Here is a 25,481-nt window from a genome sequence, read left to right on the forward strand (position 1 = left end):
GGCGTGGCGATCCGCGCGCGCGGCCTGACCCGGCGCTTCGGCAAGCTGGTGGCGGTCGATCATGTCGACCTCGAAGTGCCGGCCAGGCGCGTCTACGGCTTCCTCGGCCCGAACGGCTCGGGCAAGTCGACCACGATCCGCATGCTGTGCGGCCTGTTGACGCCGAGCGAGGGCGAGATCGAGGTGCTCGGCCTGCGCATCCCGGCGCAGGCCGATGCGTTGCGTCCGCACATCGGCTACATGACGCAGAAATTCTCGCTGTTCGAGGACCTCAGCGTGCGCGAGAACCTGGAGTTCCTCGCCGCGATCCAGGGCGTGCCGAAGGTGAAGGCGGGGCGCCGCGTCGGCGAGCTGATCGGGCAATACCACTTCGGCGATCGGCAGAAACAACTGGCCGGCACCCTGAGCGGCGGCCAGAAGCAGCGCCTGGCACTGGCCGGCGCGGCGATCCACGAGCCGGAATTGCTGTTCCTGGACGAGCCGACCAGCGCGGTCGATCCGGAATCGCGCCGCGACTTCTGGGAGAAGCTTTTTGAACTGGCCGACCTCGGCACCACCCTGCTGGTCTCGACCCACCTGATGGACGAGGCCGAGCGTTGCCACCGGCTGGCGATCCTCGATCGTGGCGTGCTGGTCGCCGACGGCACGCCGCATGAGCTGACCGCGCAACTGGAGGGGCGTACCTTCCTCGTCGAGACGGGCAACCCGCGTGCTGCCCAGCGTGCGCTGGTCGATGTGCCGGGCGTGCTGGGCGTGGCCCAGGTCGGCAATACCTTGCGCGTGCTGACCGGCGCCGACGGCGCGACGCCGGACATGGACAAGGCGTTGGCTGCGGCCGGGCAGGAAGCCGGACTGGCGGCGGCACCGCCGAATCTCGAAGACGTGTTCGTCGCCGCCACGCGCAAGGGCGGCGGCGAGGAGCGCGCGGCATGAACTGGCGCCGGCTGTGGGCGATCGTGGTCAAGGAGCTGCGCCAGCTGCGCCGCGACCGCATCACGCTGACGATGATCGTGGGCATTCCGGTGATCCAGCTGGTGCTGTTCGGCTACGCGATCAACACCAACCTGCGCGGGCTCGATGCCGGCATCGTCGACCAGGCCAACACCGCCGGTTCGCGCGCGCTGGTGCTGGACATGCTGGCTACCGGCGTGGTCGCGCCGGTGGCCAGGGCGGAGACGCCGCAGGAACTGATGGCGATGATCCGCCAGGGCCGGATCAGCATCGGCATCGTGGTGCCGCCGGATTTCGAACGTCGCCGCATCGACGGCCGCGCCGTGGCGCAGATCCTGGTCGACGGCAGCGACACGGCGGTGCAGGCCGCTGCCGCGCAACTGATGCAGGTGCCGATCGACAGTGCCGTGCCCGACACGCGCGCGCCGCCGACCAGCACGCCGGCCGAAGGGCGGATCAGCGTGGTCGGCTTCTACAACCCGCAGCGGCGTTCGGCGGTCAACATCGTGCCCGGCCTGATCGGCGTGATCCTGACCATGACGATGGTGCTGTTCACCGCCATCGCGGTCGTGCGCGAACGCGAGCGCGGCAACATGGAACTGCTGATCGCCACGCCGCTGACCAGCGCCGAGCTGATGGTCGGCAAGGTGCTGCCGTATGTCGCGATCGGCCTGGTGCAGACCAGCGTGATCCTGGCGCTCGGAACGTGGTTGTTCGAGGTGCCGATCCGCGGCAGCGTGCTCGATGTCTACCTGGCCGCGGGTCTGCTGATCCTCGCCAACCTGGCGCTCGGCCTGCTGATTTCCACCCGCGCGCAGTCGCAGTTCCAGGCGATGCAGATGACCTTCTTCGTGTTCCTGCCGTCGATCCTGCTGTCGGGCTTCATGTTCCCGTTCGCCGGCATGCCGAAGCTGGTGCAATGGCTTGCCGAGGTGTTGCCGCTGACCCATTTCCTGCGCCTGATCCGCGGCGTGATGCTGCGCGGTGCGGGGTTGTCGGAGATGTGGATCGACGTGCTGGCGCTGGCGGTGTTCACCGGGGTGATGATGGCGCTGGCGATCGCGCGGTTCCGCAAGCGGCTGGATTGAGGAGCTGCCCGATGGCGCTGTAGGAGCGCACCCTGTGCGCGATGCTCTTCGTCACGTCACCAAAAGCATCGCGCACAGGGTGCGCTCCTACAGCAACAACGCGTAGAGCGGGCATCGCCCGCCATCGCCGTGTGTCGGAACCGTGGCAGGCGGTGCCCACCCTACGCGGCGACTTCGCCGGCCAGCTTCACCCGCCCCCGCAGCGAGTTCGCCATCGCCTCGGTGATCACCACGTCGACGAACTGGCCGATCAGGCGCGGGTGGCCGGCGAAGTTCACGTAGCGCATGTTCTCGGTGCGGCCGCTGAGTTCGTTCGGGTTGCGCGTGCTGGGCTTTTCGACCAGCACGCGCTGCACGGAACCGACCATCGCCTCGTTGATCTGCTTCGCATTGGCGTTGAGCGCGGCCTGCAGGCGCGCCAGCCGTTCGTGCTTCACCGCCGCCGGGGTGTCGTCGGCGAGCTTGGCCGCCGGCGTGCCGGGGCGGGCGGAGAAGATGAAGGAGAAGCTCTGGTCGAAGCCGATGTCGTCGACCAGCTTCATGGTCTTCTCGAAATCCTCGTCGGTCTCGCCGGGGAAGCCCACGATGAAGTCGGACGACACGCAGATGTCCGGCCGCACCGCGCGCAGCTTGCGGATCTTCTGCTTGAACTCCAGCGTGGTGTAGCCACGCTTCATCGCCGAGAGGATGCGGTCGGAGCCGGCCTGCACCGGCAGGTGCAGGTAGTTCGCCAGCTGCGGCACGTTGGCGTAGGCCTCGATCAGCGAGTCGGAGAACTCCAGCGGATGCGAAGTGGTGAAGCGGATGCGGCCGATGCCGTCGATCTGCGCGATCGCGTGGATCAGCACGGCGAGGTCGGCGGTGCCGCCATCGAAGGTCGGGCCGCGGTAGGCGTTGACGTTCTGGCCGAGCAGGTTCACCTCGCGCACGCCCTGCGCGGCGAGCTTGGCCACCTCCACCAGCACGTCGTCGAACGGGCGGCTGATTTCCTCGCCGCGGGTGTACGGCACCACGCAGTAGCTGCAGTACTTCGAGCAGCCTTCCATGATCGAGACGAACGCGGTCGGGCCTTCGGCGCGCGGCTCGGGCAGGCAGTCGAACTTTTCGATCTCGGGGAAGCTGATGTCCACCTGCGGCTTGCCGGTGGCGCGCTGCGCCTCGATCAATTGCGGCAGTCGATGCAGCGTCTGCGGGCCGAACACCAGGTCGACGTAGGGCGCGCGCTTGACGATCGCCTCGCCTTCCTGCGAAGCCACGCAACCGCCGACGCCGATCAGCACCGGCTTGCCGTCCTGCTTGTGCTGCTTCCAGCGACCGAGCTGGCTGAACACTTTCTCCTGCGCCTTTTCGCGGATCGAGCAGGTGTTGATCAGGATCACGTCCGCCTCGGACTCGTCCTGGGTCAGCTCCAGGCCGTGCGAGGCCTTCAGCACGTCGGCCATCTTGGCCGAGTCGTACTCGTTCATCTGGCAGCCGTGGGTCTTGATGAAAAGTTTGCCGCTCATGGGCGTGGGGTACCGTGGTTCGTGTAGTCGGACGCGCCATCCGATGAACCGCGCAGTGTACCCGCGTGCAAGCGATGCCGCCAGCAATTCGACATGGCGGATCAACCACTTGCGAGGCGGTCCGGGTGGCGCTGGTCGCGCCCGCGGGTGCCGGAACGCCGCATGGCGCACGGAATCGGCGCTTCGCACTTGGCGCTGGCGCCTGCCGGCGGCACACTGCGCCCCATGTTCGGCGTCGCAAGCCATGGGGGAAGCGTCGATCGGCCTGCCGGGGGCTTCCCATTGCGTTCGATCCTTTGCGGGGTCGCGTTCGGCTGTGCGCTGCTGTGGTGGCCATCGGCACGCGCCGGCGTGCTGTACCAGTGCACCGGCGCCAGCGGCGAGGCGGTGTTCAGCAGCAGCAAGGCCGGCTATCGCGGCTGCAGAGTCATCAGCAGCTATGCCGCGCCTGCGTCGCGGCGCCCTGCGCCACCGGCGCCACCGCCGCGAACGGCGCTGGGTCGGGTGGCCGGCTCGGCCGTGACCACGGCACGCAGCCTTGCGGCGGACGCCGGCGAAGCGGCCTCGCTGACCGGCGTGCGCGGCTCGGTCGAGACCAGCGCGCAGCGCATCGGCGGGACTTCGGCGGAGCAGGCCTCGCTGGCCGCGGTGCAGGGCTCGGCCGAGAGCACCGCGCTGGATCCCGTTGCAGCCGGGCCGGGAATGCCTTCGGGCAAGGCAGGCTCGAAGGCATCGCCCGCGGCGGCTTCAAGAGACACCGGGGCCGGGGTCGTGAGACGCACCTACTACTACAAGGTCGTTCGCGCAGACGGCAGCCTGTACCTTGGAGATCAGCAGCCTTCGGTGCAGAAAGGCGATCTCGTGACCAGGAGCTTCGTCGAGTACATCCAGACCTGCTTTGCGTGCAGCCTGCACTCGACGGTCCGCTGGGGCAGCGTGCCGCTCAACCTCACCGCGTATGCGGACACGATCCGTGCCGCCAGCATGGAGTACGGCGTCGACGAGGCGTTCCTGCGCGCGATCATCCATGCCGAGAGCGCGTTCAATCCGCGTGCGCTGTCGCTGAAGGGCGCGCAGGGGCTGATGCAGCTGATGCCGGGCACGGCCAGCGACATGGGCGTGCTGGACGCGTTCGACTCCGGCCAGAACATCCGCGGCGGCGCGCGCTACCTGGGTTTGCTGTTGCGCGACTTCGACGGCAACGAGCGGCTGGCTGCCGCCGCCTACAATGCCGGCCCCGGCGCGGTGCAGCGCTACAAGGGCGTGCCGCCGTACGCCGAGACCCGGGTCTACGTGGAGCGGGTGGGCACCTTGCGCAAGCGCTATGGCGCGGCGATCCACCCGCCGCTGGCGTCGCGCGGGCCGGGCTGAGCCGCGCCGGCGCCAGCCGCGTCAGTTGCCGAACTCGGCACCGGTGTTCATCGCGGGCCGCTGGACGGGAGTGATTTCGAAGTGGAACGGATTGCCGTTGCGCAGCCCCGAGACTTCCACCGGACTGCCGGGCTTGAGCGCCGCCTCGTGCCGGCGCAGGTCGGCCGGATCGCGGATGTCGTCGGTGCCCAGGCGCAGCAGGATGTCGCGCGGGCGGATGCCGGCCAGCGCCGCCGGGCTGCCGGGATAGACCGCGGTGACCAGGGCGCCGCGCGCCGCCCCCGGCAGGCCGCTGTTGGCGGCCACCGGCACGAATGCGTAGTCGGCGCCGAGCCAGCCGCGCACCACGTGGCCGGTGGCGATGATCTGGTCCAGCACCTTCTTGGCCGTGGTCACCGGGATCGCGAAGCCGATGCCTTCGGCGCCGGCGGCCTTGCCGATCAGCAGGGTGTTGATGCCGACCAGGTCGCCCTCGGCGTTGACCAGCGCGCCGCCGGAATTGCCCAGGTTGATGGCCGCGTCGGTCTGGATGAAGTCCTCCGCGCTGGAACTGTTCAACTGGCGTCCGATCGCGCTGACGATGCCCATGGTGACGGTCTGGTTGAGGCCGAGCGGATTGCCGATCGCCAGCACCACGTCGCCGGGCCGCAGCGGCTGCTCGGCGATGTGGATCACCGGCAGGTTGCTGGCGTCGATCCTGAGTACCGCCAGGTCGGATTCCTCGTCGGCGCCGACCAGGCTGGCCTTGGCGATGCGCCCGTCGTACAGCAGCACCTGGATGTCGGCCGCATGGACGATCACGTGGTTGTTGGTCAGCACGTAGCCCTGGCCCTGCGCGCTGACGATGACGCCGGAGCCGAGGGTCTGCTCGCGGTGCTGGAAGGTGGTGGGCTGGCCGCCGAACAATTGCTGCAGCACCGGGTTGTCGTACATCCGCACGGCCTGCTCGGTGACGATCTTGTTGGCGTAGATGTTGACCACCGACGGCGCCGCGGCGGCCACGGCGTCGGCGTACGAGACCGGGCCGCTGTCGACACGGCTCGGACTGGTCTTGTGGGCCGGTGGCGCGTCCAGGCCGAAGCGCTCGCGCAGGCGCTCGCCGCTGCCGGGCCAAAACAGGCCGACCACGAAGGCCACGGCTAGGCCGAGGATGGCGAAGCGCGCGATGAAAAGGAGCGTGCCGGCGGCATGTTTCATGTCGAAAGAAGGGTCCCGGCAATCGTGGCGAGTGTTGCGGCAACTGGACTTCGCCGCGATGCGGTTTATTGTACGGGGCGGGGCCTGACGCTACACTAACGCGATTTTTGCGGGGTCCGAAACCCCACCTGCCATGACATTGCAAGCACCGGAGAGCCTGATGGCGAACGAAGTCGTCGATCATGGCCGCCGCCGTTTTCTGACAGCAACCACCGCGGTGGTTGGTGGCATCGGAATCGTGTCGGCGGCTGTGCCCTTCATCAAGTCGTGGGAACCCAGCGCGCGCGCCAAGGCCGCTGGTGCTCCGGTCACCCAGTCGCTGGCCAAGATCGAGGCGGGGCAGATGCTGACCGTGTCGTGGCGCAGCCTGCCGGTGTTCGTGCTCAACCGCACCAAGGCCCAGTTGGCCACGCTGCCGATGGTCGACTCGCGCCTGGCGGATCCCAAGTCCGACGGCACCTCCGCCGACCAGCAGCCGAAGTACGCACAGAACGAGGCGCGCTCGATCAAGCCGGAGTGGCTGGTGGTGATCGGCATCTGCACGCACCTGGGCTGTGTGCCCGACTTCGTGCCGGAGATCAAGCCCGAGCCGTTCGATCCGGAATGGAAGGGTGGCTTCTACTGCCCCTGCCACAAGTCGCGCTACGACCTGGCCGGTCGCGTCTACGCCGGCGTGCCGGCGCCGAAGAACCTGCCGGTGCCGCCGTACCATTTCGTTGACGACAGCACCATCCAGATTGGCGTGGATCCGAAGGAGGCTGGCTAATGGCCAACGTATTCACGAGCATCGGCGAGTGGTTCAACGAGCGGGCGCCCGGCTTGATGCCGGTGTATCGCAAGCACATGACCGAGTACTACGCGCCGAAGAACTTCAACCTCTGGTACTACTTCGGTTCGCTGGCGCTGCTGGTGCTGGTCAACCAGATCGTCACCGGCATCTTCCTCACCATGAACTACAACCCGAGCGCGGCAGGAGCCTTCGCCTCGGTCGAGTACATCATGCGTGACGTGGAGTGGGGCTGGCTGATCCGCTACATGCATTCCACCGGCGCGTCGCTGTTCTTCGTGGTGGTCTTCCTGCACATGTTCCGCGGCATCATGTACGGCTCGTACAAGAAGCCGCGCGAGCTGGTGTGGCTGCTCGGCATGCTGATCTTCCTGGTGCTGATGGCCGAGGCCTTCATGGGCTACGTGCTGCCGTGGGGCAACATGTCGTTCTGGGGCGCCAAGGTGATCATCTCGCTGTTCGGCACGATTCCCGTCATCGGCGGCGACCTGGTCGAGTGGATCATGGGCGACTTCCTGCCGGCCGACGCCACGCTGAACCGCTTCTTCGCGCTGCATGTGATCGCGCTGCCGATCGTGCTGCTGCTGCTGGTGGTGCTGCACCTGGCAGCGCTGCACGAGGTGGGCTCGAACAACCCGGACGGCGTGGAGATCAAGAAGGGTCCCAAGGGCAACCGCTGGGATGCGCTGAAGCCGGCCGACGGCATCCCGTTCCATCCGTACTACACGGTGAAGGACCTGGTCGGGGTGGGCTTCTTCCTGCTGATCGCCGCGTTCATCATCTTCTTCGCGCCGACCTTCGGCGGCTGGTTCCTGGAGCACGACAACTTCATCCCGGCCAACAACCTGGCGACGCCGTCGCACATCAAGCCGGTGTGGTACTTCACCCCATTCTACGCGATCCTGCGCATGATCCCGTCGCTGTTCGGCACCGCCGTGTGGGGCGTGCTGGGCATGTTCGGCGCCATCGCACTGCTGTTCCTGCTGCCGTGGCTCGACCGTGGCCAGGTGAAGTCGATCCGCTACCGCGGCACCGGTTTCAAGGTGGCGCTGGGCCTGTTCGTGGTGTCGTACATCATGCTCGGCGCGGTCGGTGCGGGCGTCACCGCCGAGGTGATCCCGGTCTGGTTCGGCGACGTCGACGTGACGTTCTGGGAGAACCTGTTCGGCCGCGTGATGACGCTGATCTACTTCGGGTTCTTCGCCTTCCTTTGGGCCTACACATACTACGGCTGGGAAAAGACCAAGCCGGTTCCGGAACGGGTGACCACGCATGACTAAGCGGCAGCTGCTAATGAAGCGATACATCTTCCCGGTGGCCGTGGCGTTCGGTCTGGCCGTCGGCAGCGTGCCGGTGCAGGCTTCGGAAGGCGGCCTGCCCCCTGCCGGCACCAACGTGCAGGACCAGGCCTCGCTGCAGCGTGGCGCCAAGCTGTTCTTCAACTACTGCGTCGGCTGCCACTCGCTGAAGTACATGCGCTACGAGCGGATCGCCAGCGACCTGGGGCTGACCGAGCAGGACGTGATGCAGAACCTCAACTTCACCGGCGCCAAGTTCGGTGAAACCGTGGTTTCGCACATGCCCGAAGCTTCGGCCGCCAAGTGGTTCGGCAAGGCTCCGCCGGATCTCTCGCTGGAGGTTCGCGCGAAGGGCGCCGATTGGGTCTACGCCTATCTCAACTCGTTCTACCTGGACCCGAGCCGTCCGGTGGGCTGGAACAACACGGTGTTCCCGAACGCGTCGATGCCATTCCCGCTGTGGGAATTGCAGGGCCTGCAGACCGCGGTGATGACCGAGGCCAAGCCGGGCGAGGACGCCACGGTGGAGAAGCTGGTGTTGTCGCAGCCGGGCAAGCTGACTCCGGCGCAGTTCCAGCAGGCCAGCCGTGACCTGACGACCTTCCTGGAATACGCTTCCGAGCCGGCCGCCCTGCAGCGCCACCATTACGGCGTGTGGGTGCTGCTGTTCCTGGCGTTCTTCACTTTCCTGACCGCCTTGCTGAAGAAGGAATACTGGAAGGACGTCCACTGAGCAGCCTGGATGGCATTATCCGACTGCGGCGGCCACGAGCCGCCGCAGTCGTCTCACCGATGGGGAATTGCGCATGGTCCCAAGCGCTCGCTCACGCAGCGTACTGACGCTCTACACCACCGCCGATGACGTGCAGTGTCATCGCGCCCGGCTGGTGCTGGCCGCCAAGGGGGTCAGCTACGAAAGGGTATTGGTGGATCCGGCCCGGCCGCCGGAAGACCTGGTCGACCTGAATCCGTACGCCAGCACGCCGACCCTGGTCGATCGCGATCTCACCCTGTTCGACACCTCGGTGGTGTGCGAGTACCTCGACGAGCGTTATCCGCACCCGCCGCTGATGCCGATCGATCCGCAATCGCGCGCGCGCCTGCGGGTGGCCGCGGTGCGCATCGAGAAGGACTGGCTGACCGAGATCGACATCATCCGCGCGGGCGGCCGCCCCGCGGACGCGGCGCGCAAGCGGCTGCGCGGGCATCTGCTGGCTTCGGTGCCGCTGTTCAAGGCCGCGAAATTCTTCCTCAACCCGGAAATGAGCCTGGCCGACTGCCTGGTGGCCCCGGTGATCTGGCGGCTGCCGTGGCTGGGTGTGGAGCTGGGGCGCGAAGGCAAGCCGGTGATCGATTACGGCGAGCGTTTGTTCCACAGTCAGGGTTTTGCGCGCAGCATGACCGACCAGGAAAAGGCGATGCGGCAAGTCCATGAGCAAGAATGAAGCGGTACCGATGACCACCAACCGCCCATACCTGCTGCGGGCGATCTACGACTGGATCAGCGACAACGACCTGACCCCGTACGTGCTGGTCGACGCCGGTTTCGCCGGCGTGCGGGTGCCGCCGCAGGTGGTCAAGAACGGCCAGGTGGTGCTCAACCTGGCCATGCGTGCGGTGGCGAACCTCGACCTCGGCAACGAGTGGATCAGTTTCGAGGCACGCTTTTCCGGCGTCAGCCAGGCGATCCGGATCCCGGTCCAGGCGGTGCTGGCGCTGTACGCGCAGGAAAACGGCCAGGGCATGATGTTCCCGGCCGAGGAAGAGGGCGACGACACGCCGCCGCCCGCTCCCGAACCCGACGGCACCACGCCGGCGCCGGGCGCCACCGACGTTGGCGGCGACAGGCCGAAGCGCGGCATGCCGCACCTGCGCGTGGTCAAGTAGGCAGCGCCGGAGAGGAAGTCTGCTGCGTTCGCCGGTTGCGGCGGACGTCGCCGGCACTCAGTTCAATCGGCCGCGCGGGCGCAACGGTACGACGTTGCCGGACGGCGGGGGCAGGGCATCGCTCCCTGCGGCGGCCTCTTCGTGCGGCAGCAGCTCGATCGTGGGCAGGCTCAGGCTGCTGAGCGTGTTGCCGAGCATCCACAGCCGGGCCGACTCGCGATCGTGGCCGTCGATGCTCACCTCGAAACCATAGCAGCGCTCGATCCTGCGCAGGCCGTCGACGCGGCGCAGGCGCACGGCGCGCAGGCCGACGGTTTCGTCGAGCAGTTGCAGGCCGTGCTGCTGGCATTGCTGCCGCGCTTCCAGCACGGCACGCTCGCGCGCTGCACTGAGCCTCAGCCACAGTGCCACGACGGCGGCCAGCGTCAGCAGCAGCAACAGGTTGGAAAGGTCGCTCATGCCCGCAGTGTGTGGGCACGGGCAAGTGGGCGCAAGCCGGCGCTCAGTCCAGTTGCAGGCGCAGCGACAGGTCGACGGCGCGCACGTGCTTGGTCAGCGCACCGACCGAAATGAAATCGACGCCGGTGCGCGCGTATTCGCCGATGGTGCGCAGGTCGACGTTGCCGGAAACTTCCAGCGGCACGCGGCCGGCGGTGCGCTGCACCGCCTCGCGCATCTGCGCCAGCCCGAAATTGTCCAGCATGATCCGGTCCACGCCGGAGCGCAGTGCCTGCTCCAGTTCGTCGAGGTTCTCCACCTCGATTTCGAGCAGCAGGTGGGGGCGCAGCCGGCGCGCGGCCTGCACTGCGGCGCCGATGCCGCCGGCGGCGATGATGTGGTTTTCCTTGATCAGGATCGCGTCGTACAGGCCCATGCGCTGGTTGTGGCCGCCGCCGCAGCGTACTGCGTACTTTTGCGCCAGGCGCAGGCCGGGGATGGTCTTGCGGGTGTCCAGCACGCGCACCGCGGTGCCGGCGACGGCAGCGACGTAGTCGGCGGTCGTCGTGGCGGTGGCGGACAGCAGCTGCAGGAAATTCAGCGCCGAGCGTTCCGCGGTGACCAGCGAACGGGCATGGCCGGACAAGCGGCAGATCACCGAGCCGGGAGCGACCCGGTCGCCGTCGCGGACTTGCCAGTCGATCCGCACGGCGGGGTCGAGCCGGCGGAAGCAGGCGTCGAACCATGGTGTACCCGCGATCACCGCCGCATCGCGGCAGGTCAGCTCGGCGCGGGCCCGGGCATCGAGCGGCAGCAGCTCTGCGGTGGCGTCGCCCGGGCCGAGGTCCTCGGCGAAGGCGCGTTCGATGTCGACGACGATCTGGGCGGCGTCCGGCGCCGCAAACGATGGGGCCTCGCTCATTCGGCGGCCGTACCGGCGGTGGGCGCAGCGCCGGGCTGGCTCAGCTTGTCGACGATCGCGCTCATCGCGCGGTCGAACAGCGCATTGGCTGCCAGCACGCGGGCCTGGCCGTCGGTGATCAGCACGGTCAGTTCCTGCGGCGAGTAGTCGGCCACCTTCAGACCACGCCGGTTGACGAACAGGTAGCGGCCGCTCATCGGGCTGATCCAGGACAGCTTGGCGCGGGTCATCGGCTCGTCGGGCAGGCAGAATTCCAGCCAGGTGCCAGGCTGCAAGGCCTGCACCTGGTGCCATTCCGGGCTGTCCAGCGGCGCCTCGGCGAAGTCTTCCCCGAGGTCGTCCTGCGGCGTGGTGTTCTGGTCGATGACCGGCTGGATGCTGTCGGGGATCGCCAGCATCGCGGCGTCTTCGTCGACGGCGATCGTTTCGGCGGCGTCCAGCGTTTCGCCGAGCTGCTGCCGGTAATAGGTGTGCAGCTGGCCCAGCAGACGCTCGATGTCCTGTTCCTGGAACGCCACGTTGGCCAGGCCCTGGCGCAGCGCGCGCTCGATCCCGGGCAGCATCTGCCGCAGCGCCTGCCGGCTTTCCGTGGTGGTCACCGGCCCGGTGCTGGCGATGAAGTCGTCGACGAAGCGCAGCGCGCTCTTGAACTCGGGCGAGGCCTCGCCCTGGCGCAGCAGGGTCAGCACGAGATGATTGGCCCAGGCGCGGGCCAGCACGCCGTGCACCAGCGGCGGCAGTTTGTGCTCGCCGATGCGTTCGAGAATCTCGCGGGCGGCGCGGCGGCGCGCCTGCTCGAGCTTCTCGCGGCCGCGGGTGGATTCGGCCACGCGTTGTTCGGCCAGTTCGGAACGGCGCTTGTTGAGGTCCTGGAATTGCTGCAGGTCGACCAGCAGGCGATCGAAGATGCCCATGTCGTCGTCGAAGTCGTGCAGCAACTGGTCGACGACCGACTTCACCTTGTCGTGCAGGCGGCGATCGCGGTCGGACTCTTCCGACCAGCCCTTGGCCTGTTCGGCCAGGCAGTCCAGCAGCCGGCGCGCCGGATGCTGGCGATGCGCGAACAGCTTGCGGTCGAGGATCGCCGCCTTGAGATAGGGGATCTGCAGCCGGGCCAGCATCACCTGCATGGTGGCCGGCAGGTTGCGGTCTTCCAGGATGAATTCGAACAACATGCCGACCAGGTCGATGGTGTCTTCATCGATGCTGGCGACGTGGCTGGGTTTCTCGCCGCGCAACGCACCGAGCTGGGTCATCAGCTGGCTCTTCAGTTGCAGGACTTCCTGGCCGAGCGCGGCGACGTCGCCGGGCTGTGCGTACTGCAGCGGGCCGGCGCTGGCGATCTGGTTCTGCAGCACGCTGAGCGCGCCGAGCAATTCGTTCGCCGACGGCAGCGGGCCGCTCGGCACCGCGTGCACGCCGGCGCCCGTGCCTGCGGCCGGGCCGCGGCGCGCGCTGAACAGCGTATGCAAGGTCTGCAGCAGGTCGCTGGGGATCTCGCCGGTGGCCTCGTCCGTCGCACCGGCGGCCACCTGGCCGGCGGCTTTCGCGTTGCCGCGCTGCACTTCGTGGCGCAGCTGCGGCAGCACGCCGGCGCGTACCAGTTCAGTGTTGATCTCCTGGTAGAGATCTTCCAGCGACGACAGCACGTAACGGTCGAACAGCTTGTAGATGATCAGCTTCACCCGCATGTCGGCGCTGAGCTCCTGCAGCGCCTGGCGGAACGATTGCGCCAGGATCGCCGGCGCCACCGGATTGCTGGCGTCGTCGACTTTGCGGCCGCCGCAAATCACCGACAACCGCTGGTTGACCGCGAACAGCTCGCGTGACAGCCGCGACTCGTTCTTGCCGATCATGCTGGTGATGGCCAGCGACTCTTCCAGCTCGTTGTCGGCCACCAGCGACAGCTCGACCGTGCCCAGCGACATCGGTGTGGCGGCGGCCGCCTGTTGCGGCGAGTGGGCCAGTTCGCCGATATGGCGGCTGATCGTGCCCAGGAAGGCGCGCTCCACTGCCGGCCGGCGCTTGCGCACCTCGCGCATGCCGTCGAAGTAATGTGTCTGGGCGGCGTTGTTCTCGGCCTTCTCGGCCAGGTCGAACAGGGCGTCGTCGACCCGCTCGAAGGCGTTGCCGACCCACTGCTGCAGCCGCTGGACGGCGATGTTGCGCACCGCACCCAGCAATTCGCCGACGCGCTCGCTGGTTGGAACCAGGCGCTGGCTCAGATTGACGACTCGGGATGGATCACTGGCTTCGTTCATCGCCGGCCCCCTTGAAGCATTGCGATGTACAGACCGGCCCGGCAGGGCCGCGCAAGTGTCCACGATAAGGCAAAGCGGGTGTCCGTGTCATGCGCGGGGCGCCCGTCGGGGCCGCCGGCGCGGTTTCAGCCCGTGGGAAAGCCGGTCAGCTGGGCGGTACCGATGCCTTCCTCGGGCAGCATCACCGGGATGCCGTCCTCGACCCGGTAGATCACCTTGTGGTCGGTGGTGATCAGGCCCTCGCCGATCCGCTCGCGTACGGCGACGCCGGTCACGGTGTCGACCTTGCCTGCAGCGATGGCGTCGTTCAGCGCGTCGAGTTCGCGCCTGCCCAGCGGACGCACCGGCATTTTGCTGACCGGGCAGCACAGGATGTCGAGCAGGCGCTTGTCCATGGCTTGGATGTGCGGGGTGGGGAAAGTTCGTACAATAACGGTTTTTGGACGGCCCGGCCATGACAGGAACAAGCAGGTCGCCGCGCATCGGCGTCGTGATGGGCTCGCGTTCGGACTGGGAAACCATGCAGCACGCGGCCAACGTGCTGACCGAGCTGGGCGTGCCGCACGAGGTGCAGGTGGTTTCCGCCCACCGCACGCCGGATCTGCTGTTCAGCTACGCCGAGCAGGCACCGGCTCGCGGTATCCAGGTGATCATCGCCGGCGCCGGCGGCGCCGCCCACTTGCCGGGCATGCTGGCGGCGAAAACCCGCCTGCCGGTGTTCGGCGTGCCGGTGCAGTCGAAGGCGCTGAATGGCATGGATTCGCTGCTTTCGATCGCGCAGATGCCGGCCGGCGTCCCGGTCGGCACCCTCGCCATCGGCCGCGCCGGCGCAGTGAATGCCGGCCTGCTGGCCGCCGCGGTGCTGGCGCTGCACGATCCTGCACTGGCCGCGGCGCTGGACCACTGGCGCGCGCGCCAGACCCAGGCCGTGCTCGAGCAGCCGGACCCACGCCAATGAGCGAACGGCGACAGCCCGTGATGGGTGTCCTGGGCGGCGGCCAGCTGGCGCGCATGCTTGCGCTGGCGGCGGCGCCGCTGGGCGTGAAGACGCTGGCGGTGGACAACCTTGCCGACGCCTGCGCCGGCCAGGTCGCGCCGCTGGTGGTGGCCGACTGGACCGACTACGCCGCGCTGGCCGCATTTGCCGCGCGGGTCGATGTGGTCACCTTCGATTTCGAGAATGTGCCGGCCGAGACGGCGCGCTGGCTGGCCGAGCGGGTGGCGGTGTTCCCGAACCCGCAGGCGCTGGCGGCGGCGCAGGACCGGCTGGCCGAGAAGACGCTGTTCCGCGAGTGCGGCCTGGCCACGCCGGATTTCATGGCGGTGGATACGCGCGAGCAACTGGATCAGGCACTGGCCGCGGTCGGCGCGCCGGCGATCCTGAAGACGCGCCGGCTCGGCTACGACGGCAAGGGCCAGTTCCGCCTGCACGCATTGGCGGACGCGGACGCGGCGTGGGCCGCGCTCGGCGCGTCCGCAGCGAAGCACGGCCTGATCCTGGAGGCGTTCGTGCCGTTCGAACGGGAGCTGTCGGTGCTCGCCGTACGCGGCCGCGACGGCGAGTTCCGCACCTGGCCGCTGACCGGCAACTGGCACGTCGACGGCGTGCTCTCGATGAGCCTGGCGCCGGCGCCGGATATCGGGCAACTGCAGTCGCGCGCCACCGCACTGGCCCGCACGCTGGCCGAACGGCTGGACTACGTCGGCGTGTTCGCGCTGGAGCTGTTCGTCAAGGATGGCGAGTTGCTCGGCAACGAGATGGCGCCGCGCGTGCACAACTCCGGCCACTGGAGCATCGAGGGCGCGCATACCAGCCAGTTCGAAAACCACGTGCGCGCCGTGCTCGGCCTGCCGCTGGGCGACACCGGTGCGTGTGGCCTGTCGGCGATGTTCAACTGGATCGGCGAGCTGCCGCAGGAGGCCGCGGTGCTGGGTGCCGTCGATGCGCACTGGCACGACTACGGCAAGCAGGCCCGGCCGGGACGCAAGGTAGGGCATGCCACGGTATGTGCTCCGGACGCCGGCCTGTTGGCCGCACGGTTGTCTGAGATCGCCACGGCGCTCGGGCGGGAGCAGCAGGCCGCCCCGGTGCTGCAGGCGCTGAACCTCCGGTAGGAGTGCATCCTGCCGCGAGGGGACTTCCTTCGGGAGTGCGCGGGCTCCGGGCCGGCACAAGCCGGCGGAGCGGTTGCACGCAAAAAACGGAGCCGCTGACGGCTCCGTTTTTTGTCGCGTGCTGCCGGGATCAGGCCAGGTTGCCGGCTGCGAATTCCCAGTTCACCAGGTTCCAGAACGCTTCCACGTACTTCGGGCGCGCGTTGCGGTAGTCGATGTAGTAGGCGTGTTCCCACACGTCGGTGGTGAACAGCGGCTTGTCGCTGCCGGTGATCGGGGTGGCCGCGTTGGAGGTGTTGACGATGCCGAGCGAGCCGTCCGGGCGCTGCACCAGCCAGGTCCAGCCGGAGCCGAAGTTGCCGGCGGCGGACTTGCTGAATTCCTCCTTGAACTTGTCGAACGAGCCGAACGCCTTGTTGATTGCGTCGGCCAGCTTGCCGCTGGGCGCGCCGCCGCCCTTCGGGCTCATCGAATTCCAGTAGAAGGTGTGGTTCCAGATCTGCGCGGCGTTGTTGAACACGCCGCCGGACGACTTGCGGATGATGTCTTCAAGCGAGGCGTCGGCGAATTCGGTGCCTTCGATCAGCTTGTTGAGATTGGTCACGTAGGCCTGGTGATGCTTGCCGTAGTGGTATTCCAGCGTCTCGGCGGAGATATGCGGCTCCAGTGCGTTCTTCTCGTACGGCAGAGGAGGAAGTTCGATCGCCATGATGAGGCTCCTTAAACGGTGGCGGGGGGAAAAGGTCGGCGCAAGCAACGGCAGCCGACGGGTGACTGATACAATATCGGCCTGCCTGCATTGTAAAGATGAATCACCAAGCTATGGACATCAACGAGCAAATCAAGGCGATGCTGGCTGCGCATCCCATCGTGCTTTTCATGAAGGGCACGCCCGAATTCCCGATGTGCGGCTTCTCCAGCCGCGCGGCCAAGGCGCTGGCCGACGCCGGCGCCGTGTTCCATGCGGTGAACGTGCTGGCCGATCCGCAGATTCGCGCGGCGCTGCCGCACTTCTCGAACTGGCCGACTTTCCCGCAGCTGTTCATCCAGGGCGAGCTGATCGGCGGCTGCGACATCATCGAAGACCTGAAGTCCTCCGGCGAGTTGTCACGCATGGCCAGTGACGTGGCCGGGGCGGCGTCTTGACGACGCTGCCGACATCGCGTCTGCCGGGCGCCTGGCAACCGGCCGCCGATACCCTGGCCGACCGCGTGGTGCTGGTGACCGGCGCCTACGGCGGGCTCGGCGGTGCGGTGGCGCGCGCGGCATCGCGGGCCGGAGCCACCGTGGTGATCACCGGCAAACGCAAGCGCCAGCTGGAGCAGCTGTACGACGCGATGCTGGCCGAAGGCCTGGCCGAGCCGGTGATCCATCCGTTGGACATGGAGCTGGCCACGCCACGCGAATACGCTGCGCTGGCCGAAGGGCTGGAGCGCGACTTCGGCCGGCTCGACGGCATCGTGCACGCGGCGGTGAGTTTCGGCGGACTGACTCCGATCGGCATGCACAAGCCGGACGCCTGGCTGCGCGCCATGCACGTCAACGTGAACGCCCCGTTCGCACTGACCCAGGCCTGCCTGCCGCTGCTGACCGACGCCAGCGACAGCGCGGTGGTGTTCGTGCTGGACGATCCCGCGCTGCTGCAGCGCGCGCACTGGGGTGCCTACGGCGCGTCGAAGGCGGCGCTGGAGCGGTTCGTGGCGATCCTGCACGAGGAAACCGACAACGGGCCGCTGCGCGTCCATGCGCTGCTGCCGGGGCCGATGCGCACGGCGCTGCGGCAGCTGGCGTATTTCGGCGAAGATATCCTGCAGCGGCCCTTGCCGGATGCGGCGGCCGCCGCCGCGGTCTATCTGCTCAGCGCGCAGGGTGCGGCGGCGCGCGGCGCGGTGCTGGACCTGCGGGCCGGCTGATGGTTCACCCGCGGCACGGTGGCGTGCCGCCAGCGAGAAGAGAGTCGAGATGGAAGCGCAGATGACCACATTGTCGGCGGGCATCCTGCTGTTCCTGATCATGGACCCGCTGGGCAACATCCCGCTGTTCCTGAGCCTGCTGAAGGAAGTGCCGCCGAAGCGCCGGCGCCACGTGATGGTGCGCGAACTGCTGATCGCGCTGGGCGTGTTGCTGGCGTTCCTGTTCGGCGGCCAGTATTTCCTGCGGCTGCTGCAGCTGAAGCAGGAATCGATCAGCATCGCCGGCGGCATCGTGCTGTTCCTGATCGGCATCCGCATGGTGTTCCCGCCGGCCGACGGCAGCGGCATTTTCGGCAAGGCCGGCGGCGGCGAGCCGTTCATCGTGCCGATGGCGATCCCCGGCGTGGCCGGCCCCTCGGCGATGGCGGCGTTGCTGCTGCTGACCAATACCCAGCCGGGCCGCACTGCCGACTGGGTCACCGCGCTGCTGCTGGCGTGGCTGGCCAGTTCGGCGATCCTGCTCAGCGCCACCTATCTGTTCCGCTGGCTGGGCGAGAGCGTGCTGACCGCACTGGAGCGCGTGATGGGCATGCTGCTGATCGCGCTGTCCGTGCAGATGTTCATGGCCGGCGTGGCATCGTTCCTGCACATGAACGTTTGAAACGGCGGCGTTGCCACGATGCCGCAAGCATCGTTTCGGGCGATCGAGCTGCTGTCATAATCGGTCGCCAGGATGGGGGGCATCCGAGGAGGCAGACATGCTGAGCATCGAACAGTCCCTTGTCGATCGACTGCCATGGTTGGCGCAGTACCCGCGCATCCGCCGGCCGATGGCGGGCGTGCTTGGGCGGCTGGCCGACGAAGACGGGTTCAACCGCGTGCTGGAGCGGGTCGGAGCCGCCGAAGGTTTTGATTTCGTCGACCGCGTGCTCGACGTGCTCGGTACCAGTCATCACGTCAATCCGGGCGAGCTCGACAACATTCCCGTCGACGGTCCGCTGCTGGTGGTGGCCAATCATCCGCTGGGCATGCAGGACGCGCTGGCGCTGCTGCAGCTGATCGGCTCGGTGCGTCGCGATGCACGCATCCTCGGCAACGACTGGCTGGCGACGGTGCCGCAACTGGGCCGGCTGCTGCTGCCGGTGGACGTGTTCGGCAAGGGTGCCGCCTCGCGCCTGCGCGGCGTCTACCGCGCGCTGGAGCGTGGTGAGGCGCTGATCGTGTTTCCTGCCGGCGAGGTCTCGCGCGTGCGCCCCGGCGGCGTGCGCGACGGCCGCTGGTCGGACGGCTTCGCGCGGCTGTCGTTGCGCAGCAAGACACCGGTGCTGCCGGTGCACGTTTCGGCGCGCAATTCGGCGATGTTCTATGGCCTGTCGATGCTGGCCAAGCCGCTGAGCACGGCGATGCTGCCGCGCGAGGCGGTGGCGCCGGGCAAGCGGCGGATCGGCTTCAGCATCGGCGCCCTGGTCGGCGCCGAGGAACTCGGACAACGCAGCGGCGGCTCGCCGAAGCAGGCCGCGAAGCTGATGCGCCGGCACGTCTACCGCGTCGGTCGGCACCGTGGCCTGGTATTCGGCGGCCAGGCGCCGCTGGCCTTGCCCGAGTCGGCCGAACAAGTCGCGGCGGAGCTGGCCGCTTGCGAGAAGCTGGCCGACCTGGCCGACGGCAAGCAGGCGTGGCTGTTCAGGGGCACGCCCGACAGCGTGGTGATGCGCGAGATCGGCCGCTTGCGCGAACTGACCTTCCGCAAGGTCGGCGAGGGCACCGGTGCCCGGCGCGACCTGGACGCCTACGACCCGCATTACGAACATCTGGTGTTATGGGATCCGCAGGCGCTGCGCATCGTCGGCGCCTATCGCTTCGGCCACGGCGGCCGGCTGATCGCCGAGCGCGGCTTGGCCGGCCTGTACACCTCCAGCTTGTTCGACTATTCGCCGGCGCTGGAGTCGCGGCTGGCGCAGGGGCTGGAACTGGGCCGCAGCTTCATCGCGCCGGCTTACTGGCGCTCGCGTGCACTGGACCAATTGTGGCAGGGCATCGGCCTGTACCTGCAACGGCACCCGGAGCTGCGCTACCTGTTCGGCCCGGTCAGCATGTCGGTGCATCTGCCGCGCGAGGCGCGCGAGTGGATCGCCGCGGCGCACCAGCATTACTTCGGTGCGCCGGGACTGGCCGCTGCGCGCCAGCCCTTCGTGGTCTCGTCCGAAGTGGTGCAGGGCGTGCGCGCCGCGCTGGAAGGGCTTGATGCCGTCGCCGGCCTGGGCAAGCTGAAACACCATCTGGATGCACTGGGCGTCAGCATGCCGGTGCTGTACCGCCAGTACGTCGACCTGGTCGAGCCTGCCGGCGTGCAGTTCCTTGACTTTGGCGAGGATCCGGATTTTTCCGGCTGCGTCGACGGCCTGGTGATGCTCGACCTGGCCAACCTGAAGCCGGCCAAACGTGCGCGCTATCTCGGCAAGCGCGACTGATCCGGCATGGGCAAGCCGGGCCGGCGAGCTGCAGCATGGCCGGCATGAGGGAGCAAGGGCTGCCGCCAGTTGTTTGATTTCAAACGATTCGCGTCGTGAATCCTGATGGCTCTGATGAACGCAATCGACGTGTAAGCGTTACAAAAGTGTCATACAATACCGTTAAAATCCCTTAACAAGAGCCGCAGGCGGGAAGGTCCGGCGAGCTGGAATTTTGCGGGCCCATGTCCTCATGGGACCGCGGCGTCACCACAACTGGGGTCACTCATCGCGACGAGTTGCGCTTGGCACATGCCGGGCGAGGTCGCGTTTTTGATCCCGATCCAAGAGTTTTTTCGTTTCGAGCCTGAGGGTCAATCAAGTAATGAACAGCCGCATTCGCGCCAAACTCCTGCCGCTTGCCATCGCCTCGTTGCTGGCAGCGTCGGTGCCCGCCATCGCGCAGGACACCTCCTCCTCGATCAGCGGCCGCGTGCTCGACGCGAACGGCCAGCCGGTGGCCGGCGCCACCGTGCAGATCGTGCATGAGCCGTCGGGCACCACCAAGATCACCACGACGGATGCCAATGGCCGCTATGCGGCGCAGGGCCTGCGCGTGGGCGGTCCGTTCGACGTCACTGCTTCCAAGGCCGGCCTGACCCAGGCTGAGCAAGGGCAGGTATACCTGCAGCTGGCCCAGGAAACCCCGGTCAATCTGACCATGGGTGCCGAGCAGGCACAGCAGGTCCAGAACCTTGCCGGCGTCACCGTGTCGGCAAACACTCTGGCGCAGACCTTTACCCCGGACAACAAGGGCATCTCGACCAACGTGTCGCAGCGTGAAATCGAAGCGACGCCGACGCCGGGTCGTTCGATCCAGAACATCGTGCGCCTCGATCCGCGCATCGTGATCTCCGACCGCGACCGCGGCGAGATCTCCGCGATCGGCCAGAACAGCCGTTACAACAACATCACGGTGGATTCGGTCAGCGCGAACGATCCGTTCGGCTTGAACGCGAACGGCCTGCCCACGCTGGGCACGCCGATTTCGCAGGACACGATCCAGGAATACAACATCTCGACCGCCAACTACGACGTGGCCACGCGCCGCGGCGTCGGCGCGATCGTGAATGCAGTGACCAAGAGCGGTACCAACGATTTCCATGGCTCGGCGTACTACGCATTCCAGAACCGTGACGACATGATCGCCGACTACAACGGCAAGCCGTACGGTGGCTTCCGTCGCACCTGGACGGCCGGCGGCACCGTCGGCGGCCCGATCATCAAGGACAAGCTGTTCTTCTTTGCTTCGTATGAGAAGAGCAAGCAGATCGGCCCGACCTCCCAGTATGGCGTGCAGGGCTCCGGCGCGACCACCGAGATCCGTGGTCTGACCCAGCAGAATGTGGATGACATCACCGCGGCAGCCAAGGCCAAGGGTTTTGACGTCGGCGGCCTCGGTGGCGGCAGCTCCGATCTGCAGGACAAGCGTTACCTGGCCAAGATCGACTGGAACATCACCAACAACCACCGCGCCAGCTTCACCTACAGCCAGACCAAGGAAAACAAGCCGATCATCACCGGCAACAACAACATCCTGGTGCTGTCCAGCGGCTGGTACAAGACCAACGTCGACAACAAGAGCTACGCACTGCATTTCTACGATGACTGGTCGGATGTCTTCTCCACCGACACCACTCTCTCCTATGCCGATTTCCAGCAGAACCGCGGTCCGTACAACGGCGTCGCCCAGCCGGACGTTTCGGTGTGCCTGAACGGCACCAGCGGCTGCACCAGCAGCAGCAGCTCGCCGGGTGTGGAGTTCGGTACCGAGTACTCGAGCCAGGCCAACGTGCTGCACGTGAAGACGCTGAATGCAGCGTGGGCGGGCAGCCTCTACCTGGGTGACCACACGGTCAAGGGCGGTTTCGACTTCCAGCGCGGCCAGTACTACAACCTGTTCCTGCAGAATGCCTTCGGCAGCTATCAGTTCAACACGCTCAATGATTTCATCAACGGCAATTACTGGCAGTATCGCTACAACGCGCCGGCTGCGGGTCTGGGCCTGAGCGATGTCGCCGCGAAATTCGAGCTGAAGGAATACGGCCTGTTCCTGCAGGACACTTGGCAGGTGAACTCGAATCTGTCGGTGCAGTACGGCTTCCGTGTCGACATTCCGTTGACCAGCGACCAGCCGCTGTACAACCCCTGCTATGCGGCCAACCCTGGCGTGGCCGTGGTGGCTGCCAACTGCGTTTCGGCCGCCGGTGGCTTCGGTCGCACCAACACCAGCACGATCAATGGCAACCGCCAGGTGCAGCCGCGCGCGTCGTTCAACTACACCTTCGACACCGAGCGCCTGACCCAGCTGCGCGGCGGCGCCGGCCTGTTCATTTCCAACCCGCCGAGCGTGTGGCTGGGCAATATCTACCAGAACTCCGGCGTGACCCAGGTGCAGTACAACTGCGGTCCGACGCAGAGCGCGTGCAACAACGTGACCGGCCTGCCGCCGTTCAGCGCCAACCCGTATGGGCAGAACGGTGGCTCGGCGCCGATCCCCGGCGCCAAGGGCGCGCAGATGGCGGTCAGCACGGTCAGCGACAACTTCCAGCTGCCAAGCGTGTGGAAGATGTCGCTCGGTTTTGATCGCGAGCTGCCGTGGTGGGGCGTGGTGTTCACGGCCGACTACGAGCACATCAAGAACCGCAACGCGATCTGGTACCAGAACCTCAACATCGGTGCACCGACGGGCTTGTTGCCTGATGGCCGGTTCACCTACTACAAGAACCCGGTCGGCGGTACCGGCGGCAACACGGCGCGCTCGAACGCCAACCAGGCGTTTGGCGATGCCGTGATCAATCTGGCCAACAGCGACAAGGGCAGCGCCGACAGCCTCAGCCTGTCCTTGAAGAAGCCGTTCGCGGACGAGTGGTCCGGCATGGTCGGCTTCACCTGGAGTCGCGCCACCGAAGTGAACCCGGGTACCTCGAGCGTGGCCCGTTCGAGCTACAGCAACAACGTCTGGGTGAACCCGAACGAGAACAAGGCGAGCACCTCCAGCTACTCGATCCCGAAGCGCGTGATCGCCTCGCTGACCTGGCAGCATCGCTTCTTCGGCGACTATGCCACCAGCGCCACGGTGTTCTACGACGGTCACTCGGGCACCCCGTACAGCTGGCGCTTCGGCAACGACGCCAACGGTGACGGCTTCACCTCGGACCTGGTCTATATCCCGAACAAGGGCGACATCACCTTCGCACCGGGGACGACCCAGGCGCAGCAGGATTCGTTCTGGCAGTACATCGACAGCGACAAGTACCTGAAGGACCACAAGGGGCAGATCGCCGGCCGCAATGGTGCCCGCGCTCCCTGGGTCAACCAGATCGACCTGAGTTTCAGCCAGGAGATCCCGGGCCTGTTCAAGGGCAACAAGGGCGTGATCCGCCTGGACATCTACAACCTGGGCAACATGCTCAACAAGAAGTGGGGTGTCGACCACCGCGCCAGCTTCCCGCTGGTTCGCAACCTCGCCGATTTCGCCGGTGTCGATGCCAACGGCAAGTACATCTACGACATCAGCAAGGCGGCCTACAAGGACAGCAACGGCAACTACAGCCCGCTGGCCTTGCCGCGCGCGGACGAGTTGAATGGTCCGACCCAGCGTTGGTCGATCCTGGCCACGGTTCGCTACACTTTCTGAGCAAGCCGTTATCCGGAAGCAGCAGCCGGCGCCCGCGAGGGCGCCGGTTTTTTATTGCCGCATGCCCAGAGCGCGACCGGTCGGGCAACACTTGACCCTGCCCAGGGTATGGCCTGAAGCTAGGCGGTCTGCTTTGCGCCAGGGCAGCATTCGATGCAGGAACATGGAGATTCGATGAACACCCCCCACGCCGAACTTGCCGGCTCCACCAATACCGTCAGCGCACGCATCTCCCCCATCGGCGGCCTGGACGTGCTGTCCCGCAATGAAGTGGCACGCCTGCGCGGCGCCAGCGGTTCGGGCCTGCACGCGCTGCTGCGCCGTTGCGCGCTGGCGGTGCTGACTTCCGGCAACATCAGCGACGACCCGCGCGCGATCCTCGAGCAGTATCCGGACTTCGACATCCAGGTGCTGCAGCAGGATCGCGGCATGAAGATCGAGCTGTCGAACGCGCCGGCGCAGGCGTTCGTGGACGGCCAGATCATCCGCGGCATCAACGAGCTGCTGGTCGCGGTGGTGCGCGACATCGTCTACGTGTCGACCCAGATGGAACAGATCGGTTTCGATCTGGACGAGTCCGCCGCGTTGACCCAGGGCGTGTTCGAGATTCTGCGCAACGCGCGCATCCTCAAGCCGCAGGTCGATCCGAACCTGGTGGTGTGCTGGGGCGGCCACTCGATCTCGCGCGAGGAGTACGACTACACCAAGCTGGTCGGCTACCAGCTCGGCCTGCGCGGGCTGGACATCTGCACCGGCTGCGGCCCCGGCGCGATGAAGGGGCCGATGAAGGGCGCCACCATCTCGCACGCCAAGCAGCGGCGCCGGCACAACCGCTACATCGGCATTACCGAGCCGGGCATCATCGCGGCCGAGTCGCCGAACCCGATCGTCAACCACCTGGTAATCATGCCGGACATCGAGAAGCGGCTGGAGGCCTTCGTGCGCCTGGGCCACGGCATCATCGTGTTCCCGGGCGGCGTCGGCACAGCCGAGGAGATCCTCTACCTGCTCGGCATCCTGCTGCATCCGGACAACGCCAGCACACCGTTCCCGCTGATCTTCACCGGGCCACGCCAGTCGGCCGCCTATTTCGAGCAGATCGACCGTTTCCTGCGACTCAGCCTGGGCGACGAGGTGGCCCGGCACTACCAGATCATCGTGAGCGATCCGGAGACGGTGGCGCGCACGATGGTGAAGGGCCTGGAGAAAGTGCGCCACAACCGGCTCGACACCAAGGACGCGTTCTTCTTCAACTGGGCGCTGCAGATCCCGCTGGAGTTTCAGCAGCCGTTCCGCCCCACCCACGAGGCGATGCGCGCCCTGCAGATCCACCATGACCGTCCGCGGCACGAGCTGGCGGCTGACCTGCGCCGGGCGTTTTCCGGCATCGTCGCCGGCAACGTGAAGGAAGAGGGCATGCAGGCGATCGAGAAGGACGGCCCGTTCGCCATCGATGGCGACGCGGACATCATGCGTGCGCTGGACAAGCTGCTGCAGGCGTTCGTCGAGCAGCACCGCATGAAGCTTCCTGGCGGCACCGCGTACGAGCCGTGCTACCGGGTGCTGAACGCCTGAAAATGAGGGGTGGCGGCGGGTCC

At 67.1% G+C, this 25,481-nt stretch carries 23 protein-coding genes; 16 read left to right on the forward strand and 7 right to left on the reverse strand.

Annotated elements, in window-relative coordinates; all coding sequences use genetic code 11:
- Window positions 1-9 precede the first annotated feature (9 nt).
- Both R5H19_RS10700 and R5H19_RS10705 read left to right on the forward strand, forming a co-directional pair.
- Window positions 10-933, forward strand: a complete 924-nt coding sequence (locus R5H19_RS10700; protein ID WP_318159522.1) for an ABC transporter ATP-binding protein — start codon at window positions 10-12, stop codon at window positions 931-933.
- Window positions 930-2,039 carry an ABC transporter permease gene (locus R5H19_RS10705; protein ID WP_318158992.1) on the forward strand — a complete coding sequence of 370 codons (1,110 nt, stop codon included), beginning with the start codon at window positions 930-932 and terminating at the stop codon, window positions 2,037-2,039. The genes R5H19_RS10700 and R5H19_RS10705 overlap by 4 nt, the downstream gene beginning before the upstream one ends.
- Window positions 2,040-2,200: 161 nt before the next feature.
- Here the strand turns inward: R5H19_RS10705 and miaB are convergent, their stop codons facing one another.
- Window positions 2,201-3,544, reverse strand: a complete 1,344-nt coding sequence (gene miaB, locus R5H19_RS10710; protein WP_318158993.1) for a tRNA (N6-isopentenyl adenosine(37)-C2)-methylthiotransferase MiaB — start codon at window positions 3,542-3,544, stop codon at window positions 2,201-2,203.
- Between the two features lie 225 nt (window positions 3,545-3,769).
- Here miaB and R5H19_RS10715 point away from each other — a divergent pair, with 225 nt between their 5' ends.
- The gene (locus R5H19_RS10715; protein ID WP_318159523.1) at window positions 3,770-4,915 is read left to right on the forward strand and encodes a lytic transglycosylase domain-containing protein; all 1,146 of its coding nucleotides are present in this window, start codon (window positions 3,770-3,772) and stop codon (window positions 4,913-4,915) included.
- A gap of 21 nt (window positions 4,916-4,936) precedes the next feature.
- Here the strand turns inward: R5H19_RS10715 and R5H19_RS10720 are convergent, their stop codons facing one another.
- A complete protein-coding gene (locus tag R5H19_RS10720; protein WP_318158994.1) occupies window positions 4,937-6,112 on the reverse strand; it encodes a trypsin-like peptidase domain-containing protein in 1,176 nt (391 codons plus the stop codon).
- Between the two features lie 160 nt (window positions 6,113-6,272).
- Here R5H19_RS10720 and petA point away from each other — a divergent pair, with 160 nt between their 5' ends.
- The 5 genes from petA to R5H19_RS10745 all read left to right on the forward strand — a co-directional run bounded on the left by petA (window position 6,273) and on the right by R5H19_RS10745 (window position 10,084).
- Window positions 6,273-6,878 carry a ubiquinol-cytochrome c reductase iron-sulfur subunit gene (gene petA, locus R5H19_RS10725; RefSeq protein WP_318158995.1) on the forward strand — a complete coding sequence of 202 codons (606 nt, stop codon included), beginning with the start codon at window positions 6,273-6,275 and terminating at the stop codon, window positions 6,876-6,878.
- On the forward strand, window positions 6,878-8,179 hold the full coding sequence (locus tag R5H19_RS10730; RefSeq protein WP_318158996.1) for a cytochrome bc complex cytochrome b subunit: 1,302 nt from the start codon (window positions 6,878-6,880) through the stop codon (window positions 8,177-8,179). Before petA ends, R5H19_RS10730 begins: the two co-directional genes overlap by 1 nt.
- 13 nt (window positions 8,180-8,192) lie before the next feature.
- On the forward strand, window positions 8,193-8,930 hold the full coding sequence (locus R5H19_RS10735) for a cytochrome c1 (RefSeq protein WP_318158997.1): 738 nt from the start codon (window positions 8,193-8,195) through the stop codon (window positions 8,928-8,930).
- 73 nt (window positions 8,931-9,003) lie between these two features.
- Window positions 9,004-9,642 (forward strand): glutathione S-transferase N-terminal domain-containing protein, encoded by a 639-nt coding sequence (locus tag R5H19_RS10740; protein WP_318158998.1) that lies wholly within the window; start codon window positions 9,004-9,006, stop codon window positions 9,640-9,642.
- Window positions 9,629-10,084, forward strand: coding sequence for a ClpXP protease specificity-enhancing factor (locus tag R5H19_RS10745; RefSeq protein ID WP_318158999.1), 456 nt, complete (start codon window positions 9,629-9,631; stop codon window positions 10,082-10,084). Before R5H19_RS10740 ends, R5H19_RS10745 begins: the two co-directional genes overlap by 14 nt.
- 57 nt (window positions 10,085-10,141) lie before the next feature.
- Here R5H19_RS10745 and R5H19_RS10750 read toward each other — a convergent pair whose 3' ends face one another.
- The 4 genes from R5H19_RS10750 to R5H19_RS10765 all read right to left on the reverse strand — a co-directional run bounded on the left by R5H19_RS10750 (window position 10,142) and on the right by R5H19_RS10765 (window position 14,100).
- Complete coding sequence (locus R5H19_RS10750; RefSeq protein ID WP_318159000.1) at window positions 10,142-10,543, reverse strand: DUF3301 domain-containing protein; 402 nt, start codon at window positions 10,541-10,543, stop codon at window positions 10,142-10,144.
- Window positions 10,544-10,586: 43 nt separating this feature from the next.
- Window positions 10,587-11,444, reverse strand: coding sequence for a carboxylating nicotinate-nucleotide diphosphorylase (nadC, locus tag R5H19_RS10755; RefSeq protein ID WP_318159001.1), 858 nt, complete (start codon window positions 11,442-11,444; stop codon window positions 10,587-10,589).
- Window positions 11,441-13,705, reverse strand: coding sequence for a DUF1631 domain-containing protein (locus R5H19_RS10760; RefSeq protein WP_318159002.1), 2,265 nt, complete (start codon window positions 13,703-13,705; stop codon window positions 11,441-11,443). The genes nadC and R5H19_RS10760 overlap by 4 nt, the downstream gene beginning before the upstream one ends.
- A gap of 125 nt (window positions 13,706-13,830) precedes the next feature.
- Window positions 13,831-14,100 (reverse strand): Trm112 family protein, encoded by a 270-nt coding sequence (locus tag R5H19_RS10765; RefSeq protein ID WP_318159003.1) that lies wholly within the window; start codon window positions 14,098-14,100, stop codon window positions 13,831-13,833.
- A 59-nt stretch (window positions 14,101-14,159) separates the two neighbouring features.
- On the opposite strand from R5H19_RS10765, the gene purE reads away from it, so the two are divergent.
- A complete protein-coding gene (purE, locus tag R5H19_RS10770) occupies window positions 14,160-14,663 on the forward strand; it encodes a 5-(carboxyamino)imidazole ribonucleotide mutase (RefSeq protein ID WP_318159004.1) in 504 nt (167 codons plus the stop codon).
- Window positions 14,660-15,820: a 5-(carboxyamino)imidazole ribonucleotide synthase gene (locus tag R5H19_RS10775; protein WP_318159005.1), complete on the forward strand. Its 1,161-nt coding sequence runs from the start codon at window positions 14,660-14,662 to the stop codon at window positions 15,818-15,820. The genes purE and R5H19_RS10775 overlap by 4 nt, the downstream gene beginning before the upstream one ends.
- Before the next feature lie 130 nt (window positions 15,821-15,950).
- On the opposite strand, the gene R5H19_RS10780 is transcribed toward R5H19_RS10775, so the two are convergent.
- Window positions 15,951-16,529 (reverse strand): Fe-Mn family superoxide dismutase, encoded by a 579-nt coding sequence (locus tag R5H19_RS10780; protein WP_318159006.1) that lies wholly within the window; start codon window positions 16,527-16,529, stop codon window positions 15,951-15,953.
- Between the two features lie 113 nt (window positions 16,530-16,642).
- On the opposite strand from R5H19_RS10780, the gene grxD reads away from it, so the two are divergent.
- From grxD to ppnN, 6 genes are all read left to right on the forward strand, one after another.
- Entirely contained in the window at window positions 16,643-16,966 is a 324-nt protein-coding gene (gene grxD, locus R5H19_RS10785; RefSeq protein ID WP_318159524.1) for a Grx4 family monothiol glutaredoxin, read from the forward strand.
- Entirely contained in the window at window positions 16,963-17,733 is a 771-nt protein-coding gene (locus R5H19_RS10790) for an SDR family NAD(P)-dependent oxidoreductase (RefSeq protein ID WP_318159007.1), read from the forward strand. The genes grxD and R5H19_RS10790 overlap by 4 nt, the downstream gene beginning before the upstream one ends.
- Before the next feature lie 61 nt (window positions 17,734-17,794).
- Window positions 17,795-18,394, forward strand: coding sequence for a YhgN family NAAT transporter (locus R5H19_RS10795; RefSeq protein WP_318159008.1), 600 nt, complete (start codon window positions 17,795-17,797; stop codon window positions 18,392-18,394).
- Window positions 18,395-18,491: 97 nt separating this feature from the next.
- Window positions 18,492-20,204: a lysophospholipid acyltransferase family protein gene (locus R5H19_RS10800; protein WP_318159009.1), complete on the forward strand. Its 1,713-nt coding sequence runs from the start codon at window positions 18,492-18,494 to the stop codon at window positions 20,202-20,204.
- Window positions 20,205-20,568: 364 nt separating this feature from the next.
- Window positions 20,569-23,883, forward strand: coding sequence for a carboxypeptidase regulatory-like domain-containing protein (locus R5H19_RS10805; protein ID WP_318159010.1), 3,315 nt, complete (start codon window positions 20,569-20,571; stop codon window positions 23,881-23,883).
- A gap of 174 nt (window positions 23,884-24,057) precedes the next feature.
- Complete coding sequence (gene ppnN / locus R5H19_RS10810) at window positions 24,058-25,458, forward strand: nucleotide 5'-monophosphate nucleosidase PpnN (protein ID WP_318159011.1); 1,401 nt, start codon at window positions 24,058-24,060, stop codon at window positions 25,456-25,458.
- Window positions 25,459-25,481 lie beyond the last annotated feature (23 nt).

The organism is Rhodanobacter sp. KK11, assembly GCF_033345435.1.
In the GTDB taxonomy this organism is placed as follows: Bacteria; Pseudomonadota; Gammaproteobacteria; order Xanthomonadales; family Rhodanobacteraceae; genus Rhodanobacter.